This window comes from Streptomyces broussonetiae (assembly GCF_009796285.1).
Taxonomy (GTDB): Bacteria; Actinomycetota; Actinomycetes; order Streptomycetales; family Streptomycetaceae; genus Streptomyces; species Streptomyces broussonetiae.
This window is the reverse complement of sequence record NZ_CP047020.1, coordinates 6,928,047-6,950,766: the sequence shown is the minus strand read 5'-3', so window position 1 is coordinate 6,950,766 and position 22,720 is coordinate 6,928,047. Positions and strand designations below refer to the sequence as shown.

The following is a 22,720-nucleotide window of genomic DNA, read 5'->3' as shown; positions in this document are numbered from 1 at the left end:
GTGATTGATCACACAGCGAGAACCACATCGGGGGTCGTGAAAATTCCGCGCAAAGCGAACATCCCCCGCGAGTGTCGGTGGATCACAGGGGCAGGGTGACACGCATCACCAGACCACCGCCCTCGCGGGGGCGCGCCACGATGTGACCGCCGTGCGCCCGGGCCACGGACCGGACGATGGACAGGCCGAGGCCGACCCCCTTGTCGCTGCCCGTGCGCTCCGTGCGCAGCCGCCGGAAGGGCTCGAAGAGGTTGTCGATCTCGTACGCCGGAACCACCGGCCCCGTGTTCGAGACCGTGAGCACCGCCTGCCCGTGCTCGACCTCCGTGGCCACCTCGACCCAGCCGTCCTCGGGCACGTTGTAGCGCACCGCGTTCTGCACGAGGTTCAGCGCGATCCGCTCCAGCAGGACGCCGTTGCCCTGGACCACTGCGGGCTTGCGTCTGCCGCGGATCTCCACACCCTTGGCCTGGGCCTCGGCGTGCACCTGGTCCACGGCCTGGGTGGCGACCTCGGCCAGGTCGACCGGCTTGCGCTCGACGATCTGGTTGTCGCTGCGGGCGAGCAGCAGCAGGCCCTCGACCAGTTGTTCGCTTCGCTCGTTGGTGGCGAGCAGGGTCTTGCCGAGCTGCTGCAGTTCCGCCGGCGCGTTCGGATCCGACAGGTGCACTTCGAGGAGCGTGCGGTTGATCGCCAGCGGGGTGCGTAGCTCGTGGGAGGCGTTGCCGACGAAGCGCTGCTGGGCGGTGAAGGCCCGTTGCAGCCGCTCCAGCATGTCGTCGAAGGTGTCGGCCAGCTCCTTCAGCTCGTCGTCCGGGCCGTCCAGCTCGATCCGGCGGGCCAGGTCCGAACCGGCCACCTGGCGGGCGGTGCGGGTGATCCGGCCGAGCGGGGACAGCACGCGGCCGGCCATCGCGTAACCGAAAGCGAAAGCGATCACGGCGAGGCCCAGCAGAGCCAGCAGCGAGCGGCTGAGCAGGTCGTCCAGAGCCGCCTGGCGCTGGTGGTCCACGCACTGGCTGATCGCGTCGTTGAACTCCTGGAGCGACAGGCTGGTCGTGGTGATCGCCGGGCAGTTGTCGCTGGAGACCCTCAGGCTCTGGAAGCTGACGATCTTGAACAGCGGCTGGTTGCCCGTGCTGATCGCCTGCGCGGCCAGCAGGTAGATGATCGACAACAGCAGGATGCCGGCGATCAGGAACATGCCGCCGTAGAGCAGCGTGAGCCGTATCCGGATGGTGGGGCGCAGCCAGGGGAAGGGCGCCTGTGGTCTCCTGGGGTCCCAGGTGGGCTTCGGTGGCGCCTGAGCCGGCGCGGGTGTCGCGGCCACGGGATCAGATCCGGTAGCCGGAGCCGGGGACGGTGACGATGACCGGTGGCTCGCCCAGCTTGCGGCGCAGCGTCATGACCGTGACGCGTACCACGTTGGTGAACGGGTCGGTGTTCTCGTCCCAGGCCTTCTCCAGCAGCTGCTCGGCCGAGACGACCGCGCCCTCGCTGCGCATCAGGACCTCGAGGACCGCGAACTCCTTGGGCGCGAGCTGGACCTCCTTGCCGTCGCGGAATACCTCGCGGCGGTTGGGGTCGAGCTTGATGCCCGCGCGCTCCAGGACGGGCGGCAGGGGCACGCTCGTACGACGGCCGAGGGCGCGCACACGCGCGATCAGCTCGCTGAAGGCGAAGGGCTTGGGCAGGTAGTCGTCGGCGCCGATCTCCAGACCCTCGACGCGGTCGCTGACATCGCCGGACGCGGTGAGCATCAGCACGCGCGTGGGCATGCCCAGCTCGACGATCTTGCGGCAGACGTCGTCGCCGTGCACGAGCGGGAGGTCGCGGTCGAGGACGACCACGTCGTAGTCGTTGACGCCGATGCGCTCCAGGGCGGCCGCACCGTCGTACACGACGTCGACGGCCATGGCCTCCCGGCGCAGTCCGGTGGCCACCGCATCGGCGAGCAGTTGCTCGTCCTCGACGACGAGTACGCGCACGTCGCAAGTCCTTCCTCTGTCCGCCCGCCGTCGCGCACCGTGGGCGCGAACGGGCAGGGGTGTTCGTGGGGTGTGACCTCCATCCTGCCCTTTTCGGCCGTAAGTCGGCTGTAAGGCGGGTTGCGGGCCGCAGGGACCGGCTTCCGGGCCGGGAATACGAGATTTTCTCTTCCGGTTGAGGTTTCCGGCTGAGGGAGCGGGGGGAGGACGGCTTTACACCCCGCGATCACGCTCTGCATGTGCCGCAGCACCATGCGGTACTTTGCCGCCGCTTCCGCAGAGCGGACGTGGATGTCCGGCACCGTCGCCGCCCGGCTGGGCAGCGCTGGGCACCCACGAGGGCCGTGATCGCCCCTTTCCCACCCCGGCACGTCCCCGTGCCACCGACCCACGACCCAAGGACGAGGGGGCGCAGCATGGACGCTTTCACCGCAGGACTTCTGCAGCGCATAAGGACGACCGAGTCCGACCTGTCGCGGGCTCGTGACGAGGGCGACGACTTCCTCGTCGAGGTGGAGCAGGCAGAGCTCGACGACCTGCGACGCCTCGCCGCCGAACACGGTGTGGAGGTCGGCGCGTCACGCGTCTGATCGGCCCGGCAGCGCAAGGAGGGACCCCGGCGAATCCAGCGCCGGGGTCCCTCTGCGTTCTCGGCCCAGGGGCGGCCGTACTCAGTCGTGCCACGCCCCGAACTCCTCCAGCAGGCCCTGGAGCGGCTCGAACACCCCCGGCGAGCCGGCGACGGTGAGGTCCCGCGAGGGCAGTTCTCCGCGCCGCCCACCGACCAGTGCGCCGGCCTCCCGCGCGATCAGGTCACCGGCGGCGAAGTCCCATGCGTTGAGCCCGCGCTCGTAGTACCCGTCCAGTCGGCCGCAGGCCACGTCGCACAGGTCGATCGCGGCCGAGCCGCTGCGCCGGATGTCGCGCAGCAGCGGGATCAGCCGGGCGGCCACCTCCGCCTGGTGGGCGCGGACCTCGGTGACGTAGTTGAAGCCGGTGGAGACCAGCGCCTGGTCCAGCGGGGGCGCGGGGCGGCAGGCCAGCGACCGCTCGCCCGCCCAGGCGCCGGTCGTCCAGGCGCCGCCGCCGCGCACGGCGTGGTACGTCTCGCCGCGCATCGGCGCCGCCACGACCCCGGCGACGGTCTCGCCGTCCTGCTGTGCCGCGATGGACACGGCCCAGGTCGGCAGGCCGTACAGGTAGTTCACGGTGCCGTCGAGCGGGTCGATGACCCAGCGGACGCCGCTCGTGCCCTCGGCCGAGGCGCCCTCCTCCCCGAGGAAGCCGTCGTCGGGGCGCCGGCCCGCGATCAGGTCGGTGATCAGTTTCTCGGCCGCGATGTCCATCTCGGTGACGACGTCGATCGGGCTGGTTTTCGTCTTCGCCACGGCCAGGTCGGCCGGGCGGCCGTCGCGCAGCAGCTCTCCGGCGCGGCGGGCGGCCTCCTGGGCCAGTTCGAGCAGGTCCCGGTGGAGTGCGTCGGTCACGGGGCTCCTTACGCGTAGGGGCTGTCGGCGCCCGCGGCGGCCGGGTGCGGGGCGCGGGCCGGGCAGCAGCCGACGGGGCAGAGGTCGTGGCTCGGGCCGAGGGCCCCCAGGGCGCAGGGGGTGACCTCCTGGCCACGCTCCACGGCGGCGCGCTCCATGATCAGCTCACGGACGGCGGCGGCGAAGCGGGGGTCGGCACCCACGGTGGCCGAGCGGCGCACCGGCAGGCCCAGTTCCTCGGCCTTGGCCTTGGCCTCGGTGTCGAGGTCGTAGAGGACCTCCATGTGGTCGGAGACGAAGCCGATGGGGGCCATGACCACGGCCGGGGCGCCCGCGGCGTGCTCCGCCTCCAGGTGGTCGCAGATGTCCGGCTCGAGCCACGGGATGTGCGGAGCGCCGGAGCGCGACTGGTAGACGAGCCGCCAGGGGTGGTCCACGCCCGTGCGCTCGCGGACGGCGTCGGCGATCAGCTGGGCGACGTCCAGGTGCTGCTCGACGTACGCGCCACCCTCCCCGTGGGTCTCGACCGGCCCGGAGGCGTCGGCGGCGGAGGTCGGGATGGAGTGCGTCGTGAAGGCGATGCGGGCACGTGCGCGGACGTCCTCGGGGAGGTCGGCGAGGGAGCGCAGCACACCGTCGACCATGGGCTCGACGAAGCCGGGGTGGTTGAAGTAGTGCCGCAGCTTGTCGATCTTCGGCAGCTCGAGGCCCTCGGCCTGAAGGGTGGCCAGCGCGTCGGCGAGGTTCTCGCGGTACTGACGGCAGCCCGAGTAGGAGGCGTAGGCGCTGGTGGCGAGGACCAGGATGCGGCGGCGGCCGTCGGCGACCATCTCGCGCAGGGTGTCCGTCAGATACGGCGCCCAGTTGCGGTTGCCCCAGTAGACCGGCAGGTCCAGGCCGTGCTCGGCGAAGTCCTTGCGCAGGGCGTCCAGCAGGGCACGGTTCTGGTCGTTGATCGGGCTGACCCCGCCGAACAGGAAGTAGTGCCGGCCGACTTCCTTCAGGCGTTCCTTGGGGATGCCCCGCCCGCGCGTGACGTTCTCGAGGAACGGGACCACGTCGTCCGGGCCTTCGGGGCCGCCGAAGGAGAGCAGGAGGAGGGCGTCGTACGGGGTGGCATCGAGCGCGTCTGGCATGGCTTGATCCTCCCACCCGGTACTGACGGCCGGGAAACGACAGGGTGACGAGTCGGGCTCCAGTGGGTTTAGGGCGGTTTATCCCATGGTCGATCAAGGTTCCCTTAGGGTTGCCTAACTCGTAAGCTGTATGAGCTGCATTCGCGCCTTACCGAGCCGTCCCGGAGACCACGTGCCCAGCCCCTACAGAGCCCTGTTCGCCGCGCCCGGCACGAAGGCGTTCTCCGCCGCGGGTCTCCTCGGCCGGATGCCACTGTCCATGATGGGCATCGGCGTGGTCACGATGATCTCCCAACTGACCGGGCGGTACGGCCTCGCCGGAGCACTGTCGGCCACCATCGCGCTGTCCGCCGCGGCGATCGGGCCGCAGATATCCCGGCTGGTCGACCAGTACGGGCAGCGCCGGGTGCTGCGCCCGGCCACCCTGGTGGCGCTCGCGGCGGCGGCCGGGCTGCTGCTCGCCGCGCACGGCGGGTGGCCGGACTGGGTGCTGTTCGCGTGCGCCGCCGGCATCGGCTCCGTGCCGAGTCTGGGCGCGATGATCCGGGCCCGCTGGGCGGCCCTGTACCGGGGCACGCCGAAGCTGCACACCGCCTACTCGTTCGAGTCGGTCGTCGACGAGATCTGCTTCATCTTCGGCCCGATCATCTCCATCGGGCTGTCCACCGCCTGGTTCCCGGAGGCCGGACCGCTGCTGGCCGCCTGCTTCCTGGCCGCCGGCGTCTTCTGGCTGACCACCCAGCGTGCCACCGAGCCCGAGCCGCACCCGCGCGAGCACCACGGCGGCGGCAGCGCCCTGCGCTCGGCGGGGCTCCAGGTGCTGGTGGCCACCTTCGTGGCGACCGGCGCCATCTTCGGGGCGGTGGACGTGGTCACCGTGGCCTTCGCCGACGAGCGCGGCCACAAGGGCGCGGCGAGCCTCGTGCTGGCGCTGTACGCGGCCGGTTCCTGTGCGGCCGGGGTGGTCTTCGGGCTGCTGCGGTTCGCCGGGGCGCCGGAACGTCGCTGGCTGCTGGGCGTGGCGGGGATGGCCGTGAGTATGATCCCCCTCCTACTGGTCGGAAACCTGCCGCTTCTGGCCGTGGCGCTGTTCGTTGCGGGGTTGTCCATCGCACCGACGATGATCACGACGATGTCCCTCATCGAAGAGCACGTACCTCGCGCGAAGCTCACCGAGGGCATGACCTGGGTGAGCACCGGCCTCGCGGTCGGCGTCGCGCTCGGCTCCTCCGCGGCCGGCTGGGTGATCGACGCAGCCGGGGCGCGGGCCGGGTACGGGGTTCCGGCCGTGTCCGGGACCGTCGCGGTCGCGGTCGGTTTCCTCGGGTACCGCCGGCTGCGCAGGCCGGCCGCGGGTCGGGGAGGCACCGTTGAGCAGCACAGCGAGCGGGAAGAACGGCACCTGGCGTAACTGGGGCGGGAACGTCTCCGCCCGGCCCGCCCGGCAGGTCGTGCCGGCCTCGGTGGAGGAGCTGGCCGAAGCGGTGCGCCGGGCCCGGGAGGACGGCCTGAAGGTCAAGGCGGTCGGTACCGGGCACTCGTTCACGTCGATCGCGGCCACCGACGGTGTCTTGATCCGCCCTCAACTGTTGACGGGAATCCGCACCATTGACCGGGAGTCCATGACCGTCACGGTGGAGGCGGGCACCCCGCTCAAGAGACTCAATGCCGCTCTCGCGCGCGAGGGCCTGTCGCTCACCAACATGGGCGACATCATGGAGCAGACCGTCTCCGGGGCCACCAGCACGGGCACGCACGGCACGGGCCGGGAGTCCGGCTCGATCGCCGCCCAGATCAAGGGGCTCGAACTCGTCACGGCCGAGGGCTCGGTGCTGACCTGCTCCGAGAAGGAGAACCCGGATGTCTTCGCCGCGGCCCGAATAGGTCTCGGCGCCCTCGGCATCGTCACCGCGATCACCTTCGCCGTGGAGCCGCTGTTCCTGCTCACCGCGCGTGAGGAGCCGATGCCCTTCGAGCGGGTCCTCGCCGAGTTCGACCAACTCTGGGCGGAGAACGAGCACTTCGAGTTCTACTGGTTCCCGCACACTGGCAGCACCAACACCAAGCGCAACAACCGCAGCGCGGGCCCCGAGCGGCCGGTGGGACAGCTGGCCGGCTGGTTCGAGGACGAGTTCCTCTCCAACGGCGTCTTCCAGGTGGCCCAGTGGGTGGGCCGCGCCGTCCCCGCCACCGTTCCGACCATCGCCCAGGTCTCCAGCAAGGCCCTGTCCGCACGGACGTACACCGACATCCCCTACAAGGTCTTCACCTCGCCGCGCCGGGTGCGCTTCGTGGAGATGGAGTACGCCGTGCCGCGCGCGGCCCTGGTGGAGGCACTGCGCGAGCTGAGGGCCATGGTCGACCGCTCGGGCCTGCGGGTCAGCTTCCCGGTCGAGGTGCGCACGGCACCGGCCGACGACATCGCCCTGTCCACCGCCTCCGGCCGGGACAGCGCCTACATCGCCGTCCACATGTTCCGGGGCACGCCGCACCAGGCCTACTTCACCGCCGCCGAGCGGATCCTGACGGCGCACGAGGGCCGGCCGCACTGGGGCAAGGTGCACACGCGGGACGCCGAGTACCTCGCGCGCATGTACCCGCGCTTCGGCGAGTTCACTGCGCTGAGGGACCGCCTTGACCCGGATCGGCTGTTCCAGAACGACTACTTGCGGAGGGTTCTGGGGGCGTAGGCATGGCGGCGGAACCACTGGGGGCGGGGGTCGGAGTGGCCGGGTCGCCGCTCGGCTCCCCGCTCGGGGAGTCGCCGGGCATCGGGGTCGCGCCGTCCGTCGCACCCCCGCCGGTACCGGGCACGTGCCCGCGGGACGGCGTGCCCGAAGGGACCTGACCCTCACGGGACTTCGCGGGAGGACCGGGCCTCTCGGAGGTCGCGGAGGATGAGCCCCGGCCGGTGACGGCGTCGCTGACCGTCGTGCCCCCGCCGCCGCTGAAGCTGCTGCCGGAGACCAGTTCGTACGTCGTGATGCCGGCCATGGTCACGCCGAACACGAGGGCGGCCGCGACGGCCGGCCGCCGCCAGCTCTTCACCCGCGCGCGGTAGACCGTCCCGTCGGTGAACTCACCCGGCGCCGGCTGCGCTTGCTCCCTGGGACGGGCCGTGACCGTCGCCTCCCGCAGCTGCTCCCCGGTCCGCCTGAAGAAATGCTGGAACACCGTGCCGCCGCACGTCGCGACGATACTGACGACGCCCGCGCCGAGGATCGTGCCGTACACCCCGAAGTAGGACGCCAGTTTGGCCGCCACGACCGCCGCCAGGGCGCCGCCCGCCACCTGGGGGACGTTCAGGTCGATCCGCCTGCGACCCGAATCGGGTGTTTCGCGCATACCCGGAACTTTCCTGCCTTTCTCATGCTTGATCACACACTTGACGCCATTGACGACATTGACCGACCGACTGCATGAGATAGGGACGTACAACAGAAACCATTAGTTCCGTTTCTGCAGATTGCGTGAACTTCGCCACGTTCATGATCGGCAAAACCGGTTGCCGAGCGCCAAGTCGCGCCCCTTGCGAGAAGTTGGGCGGCGCGCCCATCCACGCACATGGTCCAAATGGAGTACTGTTGCGAGCCCTGGGCCCGGTCTCCTACCAGGGTGTCCCGGGCCATGCAGGACCGCCGGGAGGGGGCTAGTTGCACAGGGTGACGGATTTGGTCACTTAGCGTTGCGAATAGGTCACCGTGCCATAACGGCGACCCAGGGCCCGTGCCCGACACGCCGGGCAACTCGGCAAGGTTGTGGCAGGCTGCACCCGGGCAGGCCACACTCGACTAGCGGAAGCAGCGACGCACGTGACGTCGGCAGGCACCACCCGGGAGGTCCCCATGCCCGAACTGCGTGTCGTGGCCGTCTCGAATGACGGCACACGGCTGGTGCTGAAGGCTGCCGACGCAACGGAGTACACCCTTCCGATCGACGAACGGCTGCGCGCCGCCGTGCGCGGCGACCGGCCACGCCTCGGCCAGATCGAGATCGAGGTCGAGAGCCATCTGAGGCCCCGTGACATCCAGGCGCGGATACGCGCTGGTGCCACCGCGGAAGAGGTCGCGCAACTCGCCGGCATCCCCGTCGACCGGGTGCGGCGCTTCGAGGGGCCCGTACTGGCCGAGCGTGCCTTCATGGCCGAACGCGCCCGCAAGACCCCGGTCCGCCGCCCCGGCGAGAACTCCGGTCCGCTGCTCGGCGAGGCCGTCCAGGAGCGGCTGCTGCTGCGCGGTGCCGAGAAGGACAGCGTGCAGTGGGACTCGTGGCGCCGCGACGACGGCACCTGGGAGGTGCTCCTCGTCTACCTGGTCGCGGGCGAACCGCACTCGGCCAGCTGGACGTACGACCCGCCCCGGCGGCTCGTGCAGGCCGTGGACGACGAGGCGCGCTCGCTGATCGGCGAGTCCGACGATCTCGCCGTACCGGAGCCGAGCTTCCCGTTCGTGCCGCGCATCGCACGCCTGCCGCGCGAGCGTTCGATGGACCGTGCCCTGGACCGCGGCGAGCGCGAGCGGCCGAGCCCGCCCGCGCAGCCGTCCGAGGCCGCCGAGGAGTCCACGGGTGAACGCGACTCGCTGACCAGCCTCCTGGAGGCCGTGCCGAGTTTCCGGGGCGACCTGGTGGTCCCGGAGCGCCGGGAGGAGATCCCCGAGGAGCCCGTCGAGGAACCGGCGGAGGAGGAGCCGCCGGCGCCCGCGGCCTCGGCCGGTTCGGCCTACGCGGACGTCCTCATGCCCCGCTCCGTCGGCAGCCACCGCGACCGGCTCATCGGCGCCACCGACCGTCAGGCCGAGGCCGACGGCGTCCGCCCCGGCCGCCGTGCAGCCGTACCGAGCTGGGACGAGATCGTGTTCGGCACGCGCCGCAAGAAGCAGGAGTAACCGGCACTACCGTACGGAGAAGTGGGGGCACGCGTGCGTGCCCCCACTTCTCGGTGTCCCGAGGCTCTCCCCGGTGTCCGCTACCGGGGATCGGCCCCGACCGCGACCGGACGGGACGGGTCGGAGGACCACTCCGACCAGGAACCCACGTACAGGGCCGCCGGGACGCCCGCCACCGCCAGGGCGAGTACCTCATGGGCGCCGGAGACGCCCGAACCGCAGTACACGCCGGCCTCGGCGTCCGCCGTGACCCCCAGGGCCTTGAACCGGTCGCGCAGTTCGGCCACGGGCAGGAACCGGCCGTCGGGGCCCACGTTCTCCGTCGTCGGTGCCGACACCGCGCCCGGGATGTGGCCGCCGACCCGGTCGATCGGCTCCACCTCGCCGCGGTACCGCTCCCCCGCGCGCGCGTCCAGCAGCACACCCGTGCGGGCCAGGGCGGCGGCCGCGTCGGCGTCCAGCAGGCCCGTGGCGGCCGGCTCGGGCCGGAAGTCGCCCTCCGCCGGATCCGGTACCTCGGTGACCAGTGCGCCCTCCCATGACGGCAATCCGCCGTCGAGGACACGCACGTCCGGGTGACCCGTCCAGCGCAGCATCCACCACGCGCGCGCGGCGGCCCAGCCCTGGCCGCCGTCGTACACGACGACCGGCCGAGCGGCCGACACGCCCGCACGGCGCATGGCCGCGCCGAACTCCTCGAGATCCGGCAGCGGATGCCGACCACTGTCCCCGGGCTGTCCGGCCAGCTCCCGGTCCAGGTCGACGAAGACCGCACCGGGGATGTGGCCGGCCGCGTACTCGGCCCGCCCGTCGAAGGCCGGCGCGCCCGCCGCCTTCGCCACGCTGAGCTGCCAGCGCACGTCCAGCAGCACCGGCGGGCGGTCGCCGGTCAGCTCGTGTGCAAGATCGGTTGCGGTGATGATGGCGTTCATGGCGTCCATGCATACGCCAGGGGTGGCCGCGGCGTCCAGGTCCGGCTACTCTGCTCGGCCGGACAGGGTCGATCACGAGGCGTATGGGGTCGAGCACGTGCTGTACAGCCGGTGGACACCCGCCGGCCACCGCCAGGAAGCGCCGAAAGACGGCAGTTCGGGCATCCTCCCGGAGGTGTCGCCGAGCGGCGGCGCGGCGGGGCCCGCTGCGGCGTGGAGGATGCGGGCACCGGCACGGGCTTGCCCGCCGCCGGCGTGGACACCCCTTCCGGGGAGCGGAAGCGACACGGCCACCGCGAGGGGCCGGGGAGAGAGTGATCGATGACCGAGGCACGGGAGTCGGCCGGTCCGCACGCGCGGCGCGCGCCCGGCACACCCTGCTGGGTGAGCCTGATGGCGCATGGGCTGGCCGCCACCGAGGAGTTCTACGGCGAGCTGTTCGGCTGGGAGTTCCGGCCGGGACCGCAGCAGCTCGGCCCATATGTGCGGGCGCTGCTCGACGGACGTGAGGTGGCGGGCATGGGCCAGCTGCCGCCCGACCACCGGCTGCCGATCGCCTGGACGCCGTACTTCGCCTCGGACGACGTGGACGGCACGGCCGACACGGTACGGCTGTGCGGTGGCACCGTGGCGGTGGGCCCGCTCGACGCCGCCGAGGCCGGGCGGATGGCCATCGCCGCCGACCCCTCCGGAGCGGTGTTCGGCATCTGGCAGGGTTCCGCGCACTTCGGCACGGCGGTCACCGGGGTGCCCGGGACGCCCGCCTGGAACGAGCTGGTGACGTTCGAGACCGAGAGCGTCGCCAAGTTCTACACCACCGTGTTCGGTTACGAGGAGGAGCCGGTGGTGTCCGCCGGTTTCGACTACGTGACCCTGCACCTCGACGGCCGTCCGGTCGCCGGACTGCACGGTGTGGGCCACGCCCTGCCGCGGGACCGGGGGCCGCACTGGCAGACGTACTTCGAGGTCTCCGACACCGACCTGACCCTGCGGCAGGTCACGGAGCTGGGCGGCCGGGTCGTCAGGCAGGCGCACGACAGCCCGCACGGGCGCGTGGCGACCGTGGCGGACCCGGAGGGCGCGGAGTTCTCGGTGATCCAGGAGCCGCGCTGAGTCCTGGGAGGTCCAGGTGCTCTGAGAGGTCCGCTGCCCCGGGGTGCGCTGCCCCCGGAGTGTTCCGTTGCCCCGGGGTTCAGCCGGACGAGACCGGCAGGACGTCCGGGGACAGGGCCGCCGCGCGGGCCGACGCGGCGGTCATCCGGCGCCGGTGGTGACGGCGGCACAGCACCTCGTAGCCGACCTCGCCCGTGGACTGGTCCACGTCGCCGACGACGACCTGGGCGCCCTCGACCACCATCTCGCCGCCGATCGTGCGGGCGTTGTGCGTCGCACGGGCGCCGCACCAGCACAGTGCCTCCACCTGGAGCACCTCGATGCGGTCGGCCAGCTCGACCAGCCGCTGCGAGCCCGGGAAGAGCTTGGAGCGGAAGTCCGTGGTGATCCCGAAGGCGTACACCTCCAGACCGAGATCGTCCACCACGCGCGCGAGCTGGTCGATCTGCACGGGCGCGAGGAACTGCGCCTCGTCGGCGATCACATAGTCCACCCGGCCGCCCTGGGAGAGGTGGTCGACGAGGTACGCGTACAGATCCTGGTCGTCCGCGACCTCCACCGCGTCGGTGACCAGGCCGAGCCGGGAGGACAGCTTGCCCTCGCCCGCGCGATCGTTCCGGGTGAAGATCATCCCGACCAGGCCCCGCGCCGAGCGGTTGTGCTCAATCTGCAGAGCCAGGGTCGACTTCCCGCAGTCCATCGTTCCGGAGAAGAACACCAGCTCGGGCATGAGGAGTTGAGCACCTTTCGGTGAGTAGTCACAGGGGAGGGCGTCAGGAGCGTACTTCGAGCAGCGGCACGAACTGCTCGGCGGGCGTCATCGAACCGTGGTTGCCGACCAGGGCCGACTCCTTGGGCTCCCGCTCGGTGGCGATGATCAGGACGTCGTCGTACGCGGCCGCGATCACGTCTCCGAGCCGTGGGTGGACCCGCTCGTCGACGTACGGCCCGAACCAGCCCGCCGCGATCGCCTCGTCGCGCGAGGCCACCCAGAACTGCTCGCCGAGCACCTCGCGCCAGCAGGTCAGTACGTCGTTCTCGGCGCCCGGCACCGCGTACACGTGCCGTGCCCGGCCCTCGCCGCCCAGCAGGGCGACCCCGGCCCGCAGCTCCCAGTCCGTGTCGAAGTCGAAGCGGTGCTCGTCGTCGAACGGGACGTCGACCATGCCGTGGTCGGCGGTGACATAGAGCGCGCTGCGCGGGGGCAGCTGCTCGGCGAGGCGCTGGGCGAGCCGGTCGACGTACATCAGCTGACCGCGCCAGGTGTCGGAGGCGACGCCGTAGCGGTGCCCGGAGCCGTCCAGCTCGGAGTAGTACGTGTAGACCAGCGAGCGGTCCCCGGCGGCCAGTTGCTCGGCGGCCAGGTCCATGCGCTCCTCGCCGGTCAGCCGGCCGTGGAAGGTGCCGCCGCTGAGCGCGATCTTCGTGAGCGGGGTGTGCTCGAAGGTCGGCGAGGACACCTGGGCGGAGTGCACCCCGGCCTCGTGGGCCAGCTGGAAGACGGTGGGGTAGGGCTGCCAGGGGCGCGGGTCGGTGTACGGCTGGAAGCGGAGCTGGTTCATCAGCTCGCCGGTGGCCGGGTTGCGCACGGTGTAGCCGGGCAGGCCGTGGGCGCCGGGCGGCAAGCCGGTGCCGACGGAGGCGAGGGACGTCGCGGTGGTCGCGGGGTAGCCGGCGGTGAGCGGACGGCCCGTGCCGCCGCGCGAGCTGCCGAGCAGCGAGGTCAGGAAGGGCGCCTCGTCGGGGTGGGCCCTCAGCTGCTCCCAGCCGAGCCCGTCGACCAGGAAGACGCAGACGCGGTCGGTCGCGGTCAGTTCCGGGATCGTCGGGGTCAGACCGGGGACGCCCATCCCGGCGGCCAGGGTGGGCAGCAGGTCGGCGAGGGAGCCAGTGCCGTACTCGGGCAGCGGCGCGGTGTCGAGGGCGAGTGGTTCCGGGTGGTCCCAGGCGGAGAGCTGGGACATCAGCGCGTGAGGTCCGCGGTCGCCTCCGAGATGGACTGCGCGAAGGCGAGCGCCTGGCGCACCGTCTCCGGGCCGTCCCCGGCCTCGCTGACCCGCAGGCTGAGGTCGTCCGCCGTGGAGCTGCCCGTGTAGCCGTGGTCGGCGTCACAGTTGGGATCGCCGCAGGCGGCGGGCTCCAGGTCGATGCGGTTCACCGCGCCCCAGCCGATGGTCAGCACCACCTCACGGGGCAGCGTGCCCGGCTTGTACTGCTCGGGGTTCGCGACCACCCGGCTGACCACGACCGAGGAGATCCGGTCGAGCTTCACGGACTCGGTGGAGGTGGTGGCGTACGGCGTCGGGGAGGTGCTGTCGGCGGCCTGCTCGTCGGTGTGGCTGACGATGAAGCGGTTGCCCGTGAGGACCAGCACCGTGACGTGCCGACGCACCTCGTTCTGGTCGAAGGTGGTCTCCTGGTGGACCAGGTACGACCGGATGGGCTCGCCGCCCACTGCGGCCTCCACCGCCTCGGCCACGAGGGCCGGGTAGTAGCCGCTGCGCTCGATCGCCGAGCGCAGCCCCTGGGTCGTCGTACTGGTCTTGGCCATGGCGTCCATCCTAATCCGTGGGCAAGGGCGCTCCGGGCCAGTCGCGGCGACCGGGAACGGCCTGCGCACGCGCGCGTGGGCGCCTCTGGACGAACTCCGGCACGATGTCCAACCGCTCGGCGGCGGGCTCGCGGAGGACGGGGTCCCGGAGCACCTCCGGGCCGTGGTGGTACGAGACGGCGTGCCCGACGGGATCCAAGGTCCCCCTCCGTTCGCTTGAGCAGGCCGGCGTCGTGTCAGTAGGCCGGCATCGTGCGCGGGCCGAGGTCGTCGCGGGCGGGCGGGGGCGCGAGCCGCACGGTGGCGCCCAGGACGCTCACGCCGTGCTGCGCGACGACGACCGGTTCCAGGGTGACCGCGACCACCTCCGGGTGATCGTCGACCAGCCGGGAGACCCGCAGCAGCAGCTCCTCCAGCGCGGGGGTGTCCACGGGCGTGGAGCCGCGCCAGCCGAACAGCAGTGGGGCCGTACGGATCGAGCGCACCAGGGAGGTCGCCTCCCGCTCGGTGACCGGGACCAGCCGGTGCGCCATGTCCCCGAGCAGCTGGGAGGCGGCCCCGGCGAGGCCGAAGGACAGCACGGCACCGGCGGCGGGATCGATCACCGCGCGGACGACCGTGTCGACTCCTCTGGGCGCCATGCCCTGCACCACCGGCCGCAGTTCCTGCGGCGCCCCGAACAACCCGGTCAACTCACCGTACGCGCGGCGCAGTTGCTCCTCGTCCGCGAGGTCGAGGCGTACGCCGCCCAGGTCCGCGCGGTGCCGCAGGTGCGGGGCGGTGGCCTTGAGGGCCACCGGGTATCCGAGGGTGCGGGCGGCTTCGGCGGCGGCCTCGGGGGTCGGCGCGGGCAGGGCCCGGCGGACGTGGACGCCGTACTTCCCGAGCAGCTCACAGGTCTCGGCGGCGGAGATCGTGAGTCCCTCCCCGCGCGCGAGCAACTCACCGATCAGCCGCGCGGCCCCCTTCTCGTCGATGTCGTCGTACTCCGGCACCTTCCCGGGATCGGCCGACTCCCGCCGCCACTGGCCGTACTTGACGGCTTCGGCGAGGGCCCGCACGGCGCGTTCGGCGGCGGGGTAGGCGGGGATGAGGTGGGTGCCCTCCGGCGGAGTGGCCGCCACCGGAACGGGCGGTCGTTCCGCGGCGCGGGACGGGTGGGCGCCGCCTGCCGCGCCGGGCGGCTTCTCGGCCGCCGCGGGCGCCGTGCTGGCCGCAGCCGACAGCGCCTCCGCCAGCCCTCCCAGCTCCACGTGGACGACGAGGACCGGCTTGCCCGGAACGGCCGCCGCGGCCGAACGCAGTGCCTCCGCCAGCTCCGCGTCTCCCGGCGACCCCTCCCCGATGGCGGGGATCGCCGTGACGACTACGGCATCACTAGTGTCGTCGGCCAGCGCGGCGCCCAGCGCCCGGTGGAAGTCCTCCGCCGTCGCCCCGGTCGTCAGGTCCAGCGGCGGCGACGGCCGCAGCCCCTCGGCGACGCAGCGGTCGTACGCCAGCACGCCCAGCGACTCGGAGTTGCCGAGGATCGCCACCCGGGGCCCGCTCGGCAGCGGCTGCCGGGCGAGCAGCAGACCCGTGTCGACCAGTTCGGTGATCGTGTCGACCCGGAGCACCCCGGCCTGCCGCAGCAGTGCGGAGACGGTGGCGTGCGGCAGCCGGGTCGCCCGTACCGTGTGCCCCTGCGGCGCGGAACCCACCCCCTCCACCACGACCAGCGGCTTCGCCGCCGCCGTCCGCCGCGCGAGGCGGGTGAACTTGCGCGGGTTGCCGATGGATTCCAGGTACATGAGCGCGACGTCGGTCTCGGGGTCGTCGTACCAGTACTGGAGGACGTCGTTGCCGGAGACGTCGGCGCGGTTGCCCGCGGAGACGAAGGTGGAGACGCCCGTGACCCCGGTGACCCCTGCGCCGCGCCGGTGCAGCCGGGACAGCAGCGCGATGCCGATGGCCCCGGACTGGGCGAACAGTCCGATGCGGCCGGGGCGGGGCATCTCGGGGGCGAGGGAGGCGTTCAGCCGGACGTCCGGCGCGGTGTTGATGACCCCGAAGGCGTTCGGGCCGATGATCCGCATGCCGTACGCGCGCGCGTGCCGTACGAGGGCCCGTTGCCGCTCCCGGCCCTCTGGGCCGCTCTCGGCGTATCCGGCGGAGAGCACGACGAGCCCCTGCACACCGTGCTCTCCGCACTCGGCGACGACCGCGGGCACGTGATCGGCCGGTACGGCGACGACGGCGAGGTCCACCGGGCCGTCGATGTCGCGCACGGACCGGTGGGCCGGCACTCCGTCGACCTCCTTGAGGTCCTCGGGGAAGGCCTGGTTCACGGCGTGCAGCCGGCCGTCGTAGCCGCCGTCCCGGATGTTGCCGAGGACGCTGCGGCCGACGCCGCCGGGGGCGCGGCCGACGCCGATGACCGCCACCGAGCCGGGCGCGAGCAGCCTGCGCACCGAGCGGCCCTCGGCGCGCTGCTCCCGCGCGCGCTGCACGGCGAGCGAGCGGTCGGTGGGCTCGAGGTCGAACTCCAGGCGGACGACCCCGTCCTCGAAGCTGCGCTCCTGGGTGTACCCGGCGTCCGTGAACACCTTGATCATCTTGGTGTTGGCGGGCAGCACCTCGGCGGCGAAGCGGCGGATGCCGCGCTCGCGCGCGACGGCCGCGATGTGCTCCAGCAGGGCGGAGGCGACTCCGCGGCCCTGCTGGGCGTCCTGCACCAGGAAGGCGACCTCGGCCTCGTCGGCCGGTGCGGAGGCGGGCAGGCCGTCGGCGTTGATGCGGTCGTAGCGTACGGTGGCGATGAACTCGCCGCCGATGGTGGCCGCGAGTCCCACCCGGTCCACAAAGTCGTGGTGCGTGAAGCGGTGGACGTCCTTGGCGGACAGTCGTGGGTACGGCGCGAAGAAGCGGTAGTACTTCGACTCGTCCGAGACCTGCTCGTAGAAGCTGACCAGGCGGTCGGCGTCATCAACGGTGATGGGCCGGATGCGCGCGGTGCCACCGTCGCGCAGCACCACGTCCGCCTCCCAGTGGGCGGGGTACTCGTACCGGCCCTGCCGGTCCGCCGAGCTCTGCATGGGCCCCAGAGTACGGCTCGCGTCCGACAATGGCGCGAGGCAGTCTGTGGGGGGACGGAAGCCGGATCGAGGCCGCGGTCCGGCGTCACACGGGAGGGGGCGAAGGTCCGCTCCCGGGCATGCTTCGCGATATGGGAAACTGGTCTAGACAACCCTGAACACCGAAGGGCAGCAACACATGGCTGAGCGCCGCGTCAACGTCGGCTGGGCCGAGGGCCTCCACGCCCGCCCCGCTTCCATCTTCGTCCGAGCCGCCACGGCCGCAGGCGTCCCGGTGACGATCGCCAAGGCCGACGGCAACCCCGTCAACGCGGCCTCCATGCTGGCCGTCCTGGGCCTGGGCGCCCAGGGGGGCGAGGAGATCGTCCTCGCCTCCGAGGCCGAGGGCGCGGACGCCGCCCTGGACCGGCTGGCCAAGCTGGTCGCCGAGGGCCTCGAGGAGCTGCCCGAGACCGTCTGAGCGCCACGCACAGAACGGCGAAGCCGCGTCGCCCTTTTCGGGGCGGCGCGGCTTCGCCGTTTGCGCGGTCTTTTACGAATGCGCGGGCACACCGAAATTCGGGCAGTGGAAATACACCGCCACCGAATTACTCTTCTTTGTATACGGCGTCCGTGTTAATGCCGCAGGCTCGACATGTTTACGGCGTGTTGCGAAGTCCTCACACGCTCGCCGGAACCGGGAAAGCGAAGCCGGTGCGCGGCCGTGGCGCGCTCGCCGTGCAGTGCGGTGAGCGCCCGCGCGCGCTCACCGTCGCCGCGCGCCACCGCGTCCACGATCGCGGCGTGCTCCGCCCACGACTCGGCCGGACTCGGCGTCGCCTCGACCGTGTACATCCAGGCGATCTTGTGGCGCAGCTGAGTCAGCATCGAAGTCAGCGAGGGGCTGCCACAGGCCTGGACGAGCGTCTCGTGGAACCAGCCGCCCAGGGCGCGCAGATCCTCGCTGCCGCCCCGCCTGGCCCGTTCCTGACCCAGTCTGACCAGGCCCCGCAGCACCTTCAGATGCGCCTCCGTGCGCCGCTGTGCGGCCCGGGCGGCCCCGAGCGGCTCCAGCAGCAGCCGCATCTCCAGCAGGTCGGCCGCCTCGTGCTCGGTCGGCTCGGCCACGCACGCGCCCGCGTGCCGGCGCGTGACCACGAAGCCCTCCGCCTCCAGGGTGCGCAGCGCCTCGCGGACGGGGACGCGCGAGACGCCGTAGCGGCGGGCCAGGACTTCTTCGGTCAGGCGGCCGCCGCGCTCGTGGACACCGGCGACGATGTCGTCCCGGATCGCCGTGCATACCGAGTGCGCCGGAATGCGCATGACACCTCCGCATTAATCCCCGTGAGACGTCGACGATGGACGCGTGTTCCGTGACTCTATTGCAATGAGCCGGAATTTCCGACGGCGGGCCGGAATCCATGGATATTTTTTGGCCAGCGACCGACGCGGACATCCGCCGGGCACCGTGAAAAATGTCGAAAGCCCCGGCTCGGTGAGCCGGGGCCTTGGATGCCGTTCGCCGTATGCGTCAGACGTTCACGCCGTGCTTGCGGAGATAGGCGACGGGGTCGACGTCCGAGCCGTAGTCGGGGGTCGTCCGGGCCTCGAAGTGCAGGTGCGGTCCGGTGACATTGCCGGTCGCGCCGGACAGGCCGATCTGCCGGCCAGGGGTGACCTGCTGGCCCACCGTGACACCGATGGACGACAGGTGGCCGTACTGGGTGTACATGCCGTCGGCCATCCGGATCACGATCTGGTTTCCGTACGCACCGCCCCAGCCCGTGGAGACGACGGTGCCGGAGCCGACCGCCAGGACGGCGGTGCCGCTGGCCGCGTGGAAGTCGATACCGGTGTGGGAGCCGGAGGACCACAGCGAGCTGCTGGCCTTGTAGCCCGTGGAGACGTACGAGTTCGAGATCGGCGCGACGAAGCGGTTCAGGCGCTCGCGCTCGGCCTCGCGGGCGGCGCGCTCCTTGGCCTCGCGCACCTCCTTGGCGCGCTTGGCCGCGACCTGCTCGGCCACCTTCTGCTCCGCGGCCTGCTTCTGGGCTGCGGCCTGTTCATCGATGTGCTCGGCGATGTCGTCACCCACGGTGATCACCGGGGTGAGGCCGGTCTGCTCGGCGGAGTTCTCGGCGGCGAACGCCGGGGCGGCCGCGAGGGTGCCGATGACGCCGGTGGTGGTCAGGGCCGCGATGCCGGCCGCCTGAGCGGTGGTGCGCTTGACCCGGCCGGGCTTGCGGTGCTTCCCGGTGGCGCACATGAACGCCATGAGGTGGCTGGTCCTTTCCTTCCCTCTCGCCTACCGGGTTAGCTGACGGGTTCGGAGCAGGAAGGTCTCCTACGGACCCCCTCGCTCGCGCGCGGGCGGTCCGATTCACCCCAGGGACTGCGGTTGGGTCCCCGGCTCCCCTGACTCGCGCCGTACGGGGACTCGGCGATGACTGCCCGGTGCCGCGGGTGCGGCGTATTGCCTGACGGACAGCCCGGACGACGCTAGGCGGGCCCGCCGTCAATCCCCAAACCGATCCGGAATTTTGTAGCGCATCCCACAGAGCAGACGGGCAACCTCCGCCTCAAATCGGGCATCTGGGGAAGGGAGTGGAACAGCAAAGGGCCCTGACGACCCGTAGGCCGTCAGGGCCCCACGCGCGTGCGTGGCGCGTGTGCGCCTCGTTCTCCCGCGCGTGCGTGCCGCTTGCGCGCGTTGTGCCTCTACGCGTTTCGCCCGTACGCGTTCCGCACACGCCTTGTGCGCGTTACCGCATCACTCCGCGGCGACGACGGTGACCTCGCCGATACCGAGCGCCTCCACGGGCGCCTTGATCTGGGCGGCGTCACCGACGAGGACGGTCACCAGGCGGTTCACCGGGAAGGCGTTCACGACGGCCGCCGTGGCCTCCACCGTGCCCGTCGCGGCCAGCTGCTGGTACAGCGTCGCCTGGAAGTCGTCGGGCAGGTGCTGCTCGACCTGGTCGGCCAGCGTGCTCGCGACGGCCGCCGCCGTCTCGTACTTGAGCGGTGCCACCCCGACGAGGTTCTGCACGGCCACGTCCCGCTCGGCGTCGGTCAGGCCCTCGGCCGCGAGGGTGCGCAGCACCTTCCACAGGTCCTGAAGCGCGGGACCGGTGTTCGGCGTGTCCACCGAGCCGCTGATGGCGAGCATCGAGGCACCCGAGCCGTCCGGGGCGGACCGCAGGACCTGCCCGAAGGAACGCACCCCGTAGGTGTAGCCCTTCTCCTCGCGCAGGACGCGGTCCAGGCGGGAGGTGAGGGTGCCGCCGAGGCAGTAGGTGCCGAGCACCTGGGCGGGCCACACGCGGTCGTGCCGGTCGGGGCCGACGCGGCCGATGAGCAGCTGCGTCTGGACGGCACCGGGCCGGTCCACGATGACCACGCGGCCGGTGTCGTCGGCGCTCACCGGCGGCACGGGCCGGGGCTCGCCCGGGGTACCGCTCCAGGCGCCCAGGGTGTCGCCGAGCAGGGCGTCCAGGTCGATGCCCGTGAGGTCGCCGACCACGACCGCGGTGCCCGTGGCGGGGCGGACGTAGCGGTCGTAGAAGGCGCGTACGGCAGCCGCGTCGATCTTCTCGACCGTCTCCTCGGTGCCCTGGCGCGGGCGCGACATGCGCGAGGTCGACGGGAACAGCTCCTTGGAGAGTTCCTTGGCGGCCCGGCGGGAGGGGTTGGCCAGCTCGTGCGGGATCTCGTCCAGGCGGTTGCGGACCAGCCGCTCGACCTCGCTCTCGGCGAACGCGGGCGCGCGCAGGGCATCGGCGAGCAGGCCGAGGCCCTTGGCCAGGCGGGAGGCGGGAACCTCCAGGCTGAGGCGGACGCCGGGGTGGTCGGCATGCGCGTCCAGCGTGGCGCCCGCGCGCTCCAGCTCGGCGGCGAACTCCTCGGCGGAGTGCTTGTCGGTGCCCTCGGAGAAGGCCCGCGCCATGATCGTGGCAACGCCGTCCAGGCCGGCCGGCTCGGCGTCCAGGGGGGCGTCCAGCAGCACCTCTACGGCGACGACCTGCTGGCCGGGACGATGGCAGCGCAGCACGGTCAGGCCGTTGTCGAGCCCGGTGCGCTCCGGGGCCGGGAACGCCCACGGCCTGGCCTCGCCGGGCTGCGGCTGGGGGTGGAAGTCCATGGTGGCGAGCTGGGTCACTTGGCCGTCTCCTCGTTCTCGTTACCGGCCTCTACGGTCGCTTCCTGCTCCGGGTCCTCGGGCACGTCGGCGTCCGGGGCCTCCTGCGGAGACTTGGGTTCGTAGACCAGCACCGCGCGGTTGTCGGGCCGCAGACGGGCCTTGGCGACCTCCTGGACCTCCTTCGCGGTCACCTCCAGGACGCGCTTCACGGCGGTGAGGGCGAGCTGCGGGTCGCCGAACAGGACGGCGAACCGGCACAGTTCGTCGGCACGGCCGGAGACCGTGCCGAGCCGGTCCAGCCACTCGCGCTCCAACTGGGCCTGGGCGCGCTCCATTTCCTCCGGCGTGGGGCCCTCCTCGGCGAACCGGGCCAGCTCCTCGTCGATGGCGGCCTCGATCACCGGCACCTCGACGTCGCCGGAGGTCTTCACGTCCAGCCAGCCCATCGAGGGCGCGCCGGCGAGGCGCAGCAGGCCGAAGCCGGCCGCGACGGCCGTACGGTCACGGCGCACCAGGCGGTTGTACAGGCGGGAGGACTCGCCGCCGCCGAGGACGGTCAGGGCGAGGTCGGCCGCGTCGCACGCGCGCGTGCCGTCCTGCGGCAGCCGGTAGGCGGCCATCAGGGCGCGCGCCGGGACCTCCTCGACGACGACCTCGCGCTTCTGCTCGCCGATGATCTCCGGCAGGGAGCCGTCGCGCGGCGCGGGCTTGCCGTCGTGGGAGGCGATCGACCCGAAGTACTTCTCGATCCAGGCGAGGGTCTGCCGGGGGTCGATGTCGCCGACCACGGAGAGCACCGCGTTGTTCGGCGCGTAGTACGTGCGGAAGAACTGGCGGGCGTCCTCCAGGGTGGCCGCGTCCAGGTCCGCCATCGAGCCGATCGGCGTGTGGTGGTAGGGGTGGCCCTCCGGGTACGACAGCCCGGTCAGCTTCTCGAAGGCGGTGCCGTAGGGGACGTTGTCGTAGCGCTGGCGGCGCTCGTTCTTGACGACGTCGCGCTGGTTCTCCATGGACTCGTCGTCCAGGGCGGCCAGCAACGAGCCCATGCGGTCGGCCTCCAGCCAGAGCGCCAGCTCCAGCTGATGGGCGGGCATGGTCTCGAAGTAGTTGGTGCGCTCGAAGCTGGTGGTGCCGTTGAGCGAGCCGCCGGCGCCCTGCACCAGCTCGAAGTGACCGTTGCCCTTGACCTGTGCCGAACCCTGGAACATCAAGTGCTCGAAAAGGTGAGCCAGGCCGGTACGCCCCTTGACTTCGTGGCGGGAGCCGACGTCGTACCAGAGGCAGACCGCCGCCACCGGGGTCAGGTGGTCCTCGGAGAGCACCACGCGCAGACCGTTGGCCAGCCGGTGCTCAGTCGCTGTCAGGCCCCCGGAGCCTGCCTCGGCTGTGGTCGTGTGACCCATGGGCATGTACGTCCCTTCGCAAGCGGAGGC

At 71.9% G+C, this 22,720-nt stretch carries 20 protein-coding genes and 1 riboswitch; of the genes, 6 read left to right on the top strand and 14 right to left on the bottom strand.

From position 1 onward, the window contains the following. Nucleotides 1–82 precede the first annotated feature (82 nt). Both GQF42_RS32020 and GQF42_RS32015 read right to left on the bottom strand, forming a co-directional pair. Entirely contained in the window at nt 83–1,330 is a 1,248-nt protein-coding gene (locus tag GQF42_RS32020; RefSeq protein ID WP_158925685.1) for a sensor histidine kinase, read from the bottom strand. Between the two features lie 4 nt (nt 1,331–1,334). Beyond that, entirely contained in the window at nt 1,335–1,988 is a 654-nt protein-coding gene (locus GQF42_RS32015; RefSeq protein WP_003993508.1) for a response regulator transcription factor, read from the bottom strand. 416 nt (nt 1,989–2,404) lie between these two features. Here GQF42_RS32015 and GQF42_RS45070 point away from each other — a divergent pair, with 416 nt between their 5' ends. Beyond that, nucleotides 2,405–2,578 (top strand): hypothetical protein, encoded by a 174-nt coding sequence (locus GQF42_RS45070; RefSeq protein WP_167357479.1) that lies wholly within the window; start codon nt 2,405–2,407, stop codon nt 2,576–2,578. Between the two features lie 81 nt (nt 2,579–2,659). Here GQF42_RS45070 and GQF42_RS32010 read toward each other — a convergent pair whose 3' ends face one another. Beyond that, on the bottom strand, nt 2,660–3,475 hold the full coding sequence (locus GQF42_RS32010; RefSeq protein ID WP_158925683.1) for an inositol monophosphatase family protein: 816 nt from the start codon (nt 3,473–3,475) through the stop codon (nt 2,660–2,662). An 8-nt stretch (nt 3,476–3,483) separates the two neighbouring features. After that, a complete protein-coding gene (locus GQF42_RS32005) occupies nt 3,484–4,611 on the bottom strand; it encodes a ferrochelatase (RefSeq protein WP_158925681.1) in 1,128 nt (375 codons plus the stop codon). A gap of 172 nt (nt 4,612–4,783) precedes the next feature. Between GQF42_RS32005 and GQF42_RS32000 the strand changes: the two genes are divergently transcribed. Together GQF42_RS32000 and GQF42_RS31995 are read left to right on the top strand one after the other, a co-directional pair. Beyond that, the gene (locus tag GQF42_RS32000) at nt 4,784–6,022 is read left to right on the top strand and encodes an MFS transporter (protein ID WP_158925679.1); all 1,239 of its coding nucleotides are present in this window, start codon (nt 4,784–4,786) and stop codon (nt 6,020–6,022) included. Further along, complete coding sequence (locus tag GQF42_RS31995) at nt 5,982–7,301, top strand: D-arabinono-1,4-lactone oxidase (RefSeq protein WP_158925677.1); 1,320 nt, start codon at nt 5,982–5,984, stop codon at nt 7,299–7,301. Before GQF42_RS32000 ends, GQF42_RS31995 begins: the two co-directional genes overlap by 41 nt. On the opposite strand, the gene GQF42_RS31990 is transcribed toward GQF42_RS31995, so the two are convergent. After that, nucleotides 7,225–7,956 (bottom strand): hypothetical protein, encoded by a 732-nt coding sequence (locus GQF42_RS31990; protein WP_158925675.1) that lies wholly within the window; start codon nt 7,954–7,956, stop codon nt 7,225–7,227. The two genes, GQF42_RS31995 and GQF42_RS31990, sit on opposite strands and share 77 nt — an antisense overlap. 500 nt (nt 7,957–8,456) lie before the next feature. On the opposite strand from GQF42_RS31990, the gene sepH reads away from it, so the two are divergent. Beyond that, complete coding sequence (gene sepH, locus GQF42_RS31985) at nt 8,457–9,497, top strand: septation protein SepH (RefSeq protein WP_158925673.1); 1,041 nt, start codon at nt 8,457–8,459, stop codon at nt 9,495–9,497. Between the two features lie 80 nt (nt 9,498–9,577). Here the strand turns inward: sepH and GQF42_RS31980 are convergent, their stop codons facing one another. After that, a complete protein-coding gene (locus GQF42_RS31980) occupies nt 9,578–10,429 on the bottom strand; it encodes a sulfurtransferase (RefSeq protein WP_158925671.1) in 852 nt (283 codons plus the stop codon). 321 nt (nt 10,430–10,750) lie between these two features. Here GQF42_RS31980 and GQF42_RS31975 point away from each other — a divergent pair, with 321 nt between their 5' ends. Continuing rightward, nucleotides 10,751–11,542, top strand: a complete 792-nt coding sequence (locus GQF42_RS31975) for a VOC family protein (RefSeq protein WP_158925669.1) — start codon at nt 10,751–10,753, stop codon at nt 11,540–11,542. A 79-nt stretch (nt 11,543–11,621) separates the two neighbouring features. Here GQF42_RS31975 and GQF42_RS31970 read toward each other — a convergent pair whose 3' ends face one another. The 4 genes from GQF42_RS31970 to GQF42_RS31955 all read right to left on the bottom strand — a co-directional run bounded on the left by GQF42_RS31970 (nt 11,622) and on the right by GQF42_RS31955 (nt 17,167). Next, nucleotides 11,622–12,272, bottom strand: a complete 651-nt coding sequence (locus GQF42_RS31970) for a thymidine kinase (protein WP_158925667.1) — start codon at nt 12,270–12,272, stop codon at nt 11,622–11,624. Between the two features lie 43 nt (nt 12,273–12,315). Beyond that, complete coding sequence (locus GQF42_RS31965) at nt 12,316–13,506, bottom strand: alkaline phosphatase family protein (protein ID WP_158925665.1); 1,191 nt, start codon at nt 13,504–13,506, stop codon at nt 12,316–12,318. Beyond that, nucleotides 13,506–14,102, bottom strand: coding sequence for a DUF5998 family protein (locus tag GQF42_RS31960; RefSeq protein ID WP_158925663.1), 597 nt, complete (start codon nt 14,100–14,102; stop codon nt 13,506–13,508). Before GQF42_RS31960 ends, GQF42_RS31965 begins: the two co-directional genes overlap by 1 nt. A 227-nt stretch (nt 14,103–14,329) precedes the next feature. After that, complete coding sequence (locus tag GQF42_RS31955) at nt 14,330–17,167, bottom strand: bifunctional acetate--CoA ligase family protein/GNAT family N-acetyltransferase (RefSeq protein WP_199272869.1); 2,838 nt, start codon at nt 17,165–17,167, stop codon at nt 14,330–14,332. Between the two features lie 178 nt (nt 17,168–17,345). Here GQF42_RS31955 and GQF42_RS31945 point away from each other — a divergent pair, with 178 nt between their 5' ends. After that, nucleotides 17,346–17,627, top strand: coding sequence for an HPr family phosphocarrier protein (locus tag GQF42_RS31945; RefSeq protein ID WP_018535977.1), 282 nt, complete (start codon nt 17,346–17,348; stop codon nt 17,625–17,627). 155 nt (nt 17,628–17,782) lie between these two features. On the opposite strand, the gene GQF42_RS31940 is transcribed toward GQF42_RS31945, so the two are convergent. The 4 genes from GQF42_RS31940 to GQF42_RS31925 all read right to left on the bottom strand — a co-directional run bounded on the left by GQF42_RS31940 (nt 17,783) and on the right by GQF42_RS31925 (nt 22,696). After that, on the bottom strand, nt 17,783–18,469 hold the full coding sequence (locus GQF42_RS31940; protein ID WP_158925661.1) for a GntR family transcriptional regulator: 687 nt from the start codon (nt 18,467–18,469) through the stop codon (nt 17,783–17,785). A 208-nt stretch (nt 18,470–18,677) separates the two neighbouring features. Beyond that, nucleotides 18,678–19,421, bottom strand: a complete 744-nt coding sequence (locus GQF42_RS31935) for a M23 family metallopeptidase (protein ID WP_158925659.1) — start codon at nt 19,419–19,421, stop codon at nt 18,678–18,680. A 12-nt stretch (nt 19,422–19,433) separates the two neighbouring features. Next, a riboswitch (cyclic di-AMP (ydaO/yuaA leader) is annotated at nt 19,434–19,599 on the bottom strand. A gap of 317 nt (nt 19,600–19,916) precedes the next feature. Further along, on the bottom strand, nt 19,917–21,305 hold the full coding sequence (locus GQF42_RS31930) for a M16 family metallopeptidase (protein WP_158925657.1): 1,389 nt from the start codon (nt 21,303–21,305) through the stop codon (nt 19,917–19,919). Beyond that, on the bottom strand, nt 21,302–22,696 hold the full coding sequence (locus GQF42_RS31925) for a M16 family metallopeptidase (protein ID WP_158925655.1): 1,395 nt from the start codon (nt 22,694–22,696) through the stop codon (nt 21,302–21,304). The genes GQF42_RS31930 and GQF42_RS31925 overlap by 4 nt, the downstream gene beginning before the upstream one ends. Nucleotides 22,697–22,720: the final 24 nt, after the last annotated feature.

Coding starts and splice junctions, on each gene's coding strand:
- GQF42_RS45070 (WP_167357479.1), top strand. CDS start 2,405: ATGGACGCTTTCACCGCAGGACTTCTGCAGCGCATAAGGACGACCGAG.
- GQF42_RS32005 (WP_158925681.1), bottom strand. CDS start 4,611: ATGCCAGACGCGCTCGATGCCACCCCGTACGACGCCCTCCTCCTGCTC.
- GQF42_RS31990 (WP_158925675.1), bottom strand. CDS start 7,956: ATGCGCGAAACACCCGATTCGGGTCGCAGGCGGATCGACCTGAACGTC.
- sepH (WP_158925673.1), top strand. CDS start 8,457: ATGCCCGAACTGCGTGTCGTGGCCGTCTCGAATGACGGCACACGGCTG.
- GQF42_RS31980 (WP_158925671.1), bottom strand. CDS start 10,429: ATGAACGCCATCATCACCGCAACCGATCTTGCACACGAGCTGACCGGC.
- GQF42_RS31975 (WP_158925669.1), top strand. CDS start 10,751: ATGACCGAGGCACGGGAGTCGGCCGGTCCGCACGCGCGGCGCGCGCCC.
- GQF42_RS31970 (WP_158925667.1), bottom strand. CDS start 12,272: ATGCCCGAGCTGGTGTTCTTCTCCGGAACGATGGACTGCGGGAAGTCG.
- GQF42_RS31965 (WP_158925665.1), bottom strand. CDS start 13,506: ATGTCCCAGCTCTCCGCCTGGGACCACCCGGAACCACTCGCCCTCGAC.
- GQF42_RS31960 (WP_158925663.1), bottom strand. CDS start 14,102: ATGGACGCCATGGCCAAGACCAGTACGACGACCCAGGGGCTGCGCTCG.
- GQF42_RS31955 (WP_199272869.1), bottom strand. CDS start 17,167: ATGCAGAGCTCGGCGGACCGGCAGGGCCGGTACGAGTACCCCGCCCAC.
- GQF42_RS31945 (WP_018535977.1), top strand. CDS start 17,346: ATGGCTGAGCGCCGCGTCAACGTCGGCTGGGCCGAGGGCCTCCACGCC.
- GQF42_RS31940 (WP_158925661.1), bottom strand. CDS start 18,469: ATGCGCATTCCGGCGCACTCGGTATGCACGGCGATCCGGGACGACATC.
- GQF42_RS31935 (WP_158925659.1), bottom strand. CDS start 19,421: ATGGCGTTCATGTGCGCCACCGGGAAGCACCGCAAGCCCGGCCGGGTC.
- GQF42_RS31925 (WP_158925655.1), bottom strand. CDS start 22,696: ATGCCCATGGGTCACACGACCACAGCCGAGGCAGGCTCCGGGGGCCTG.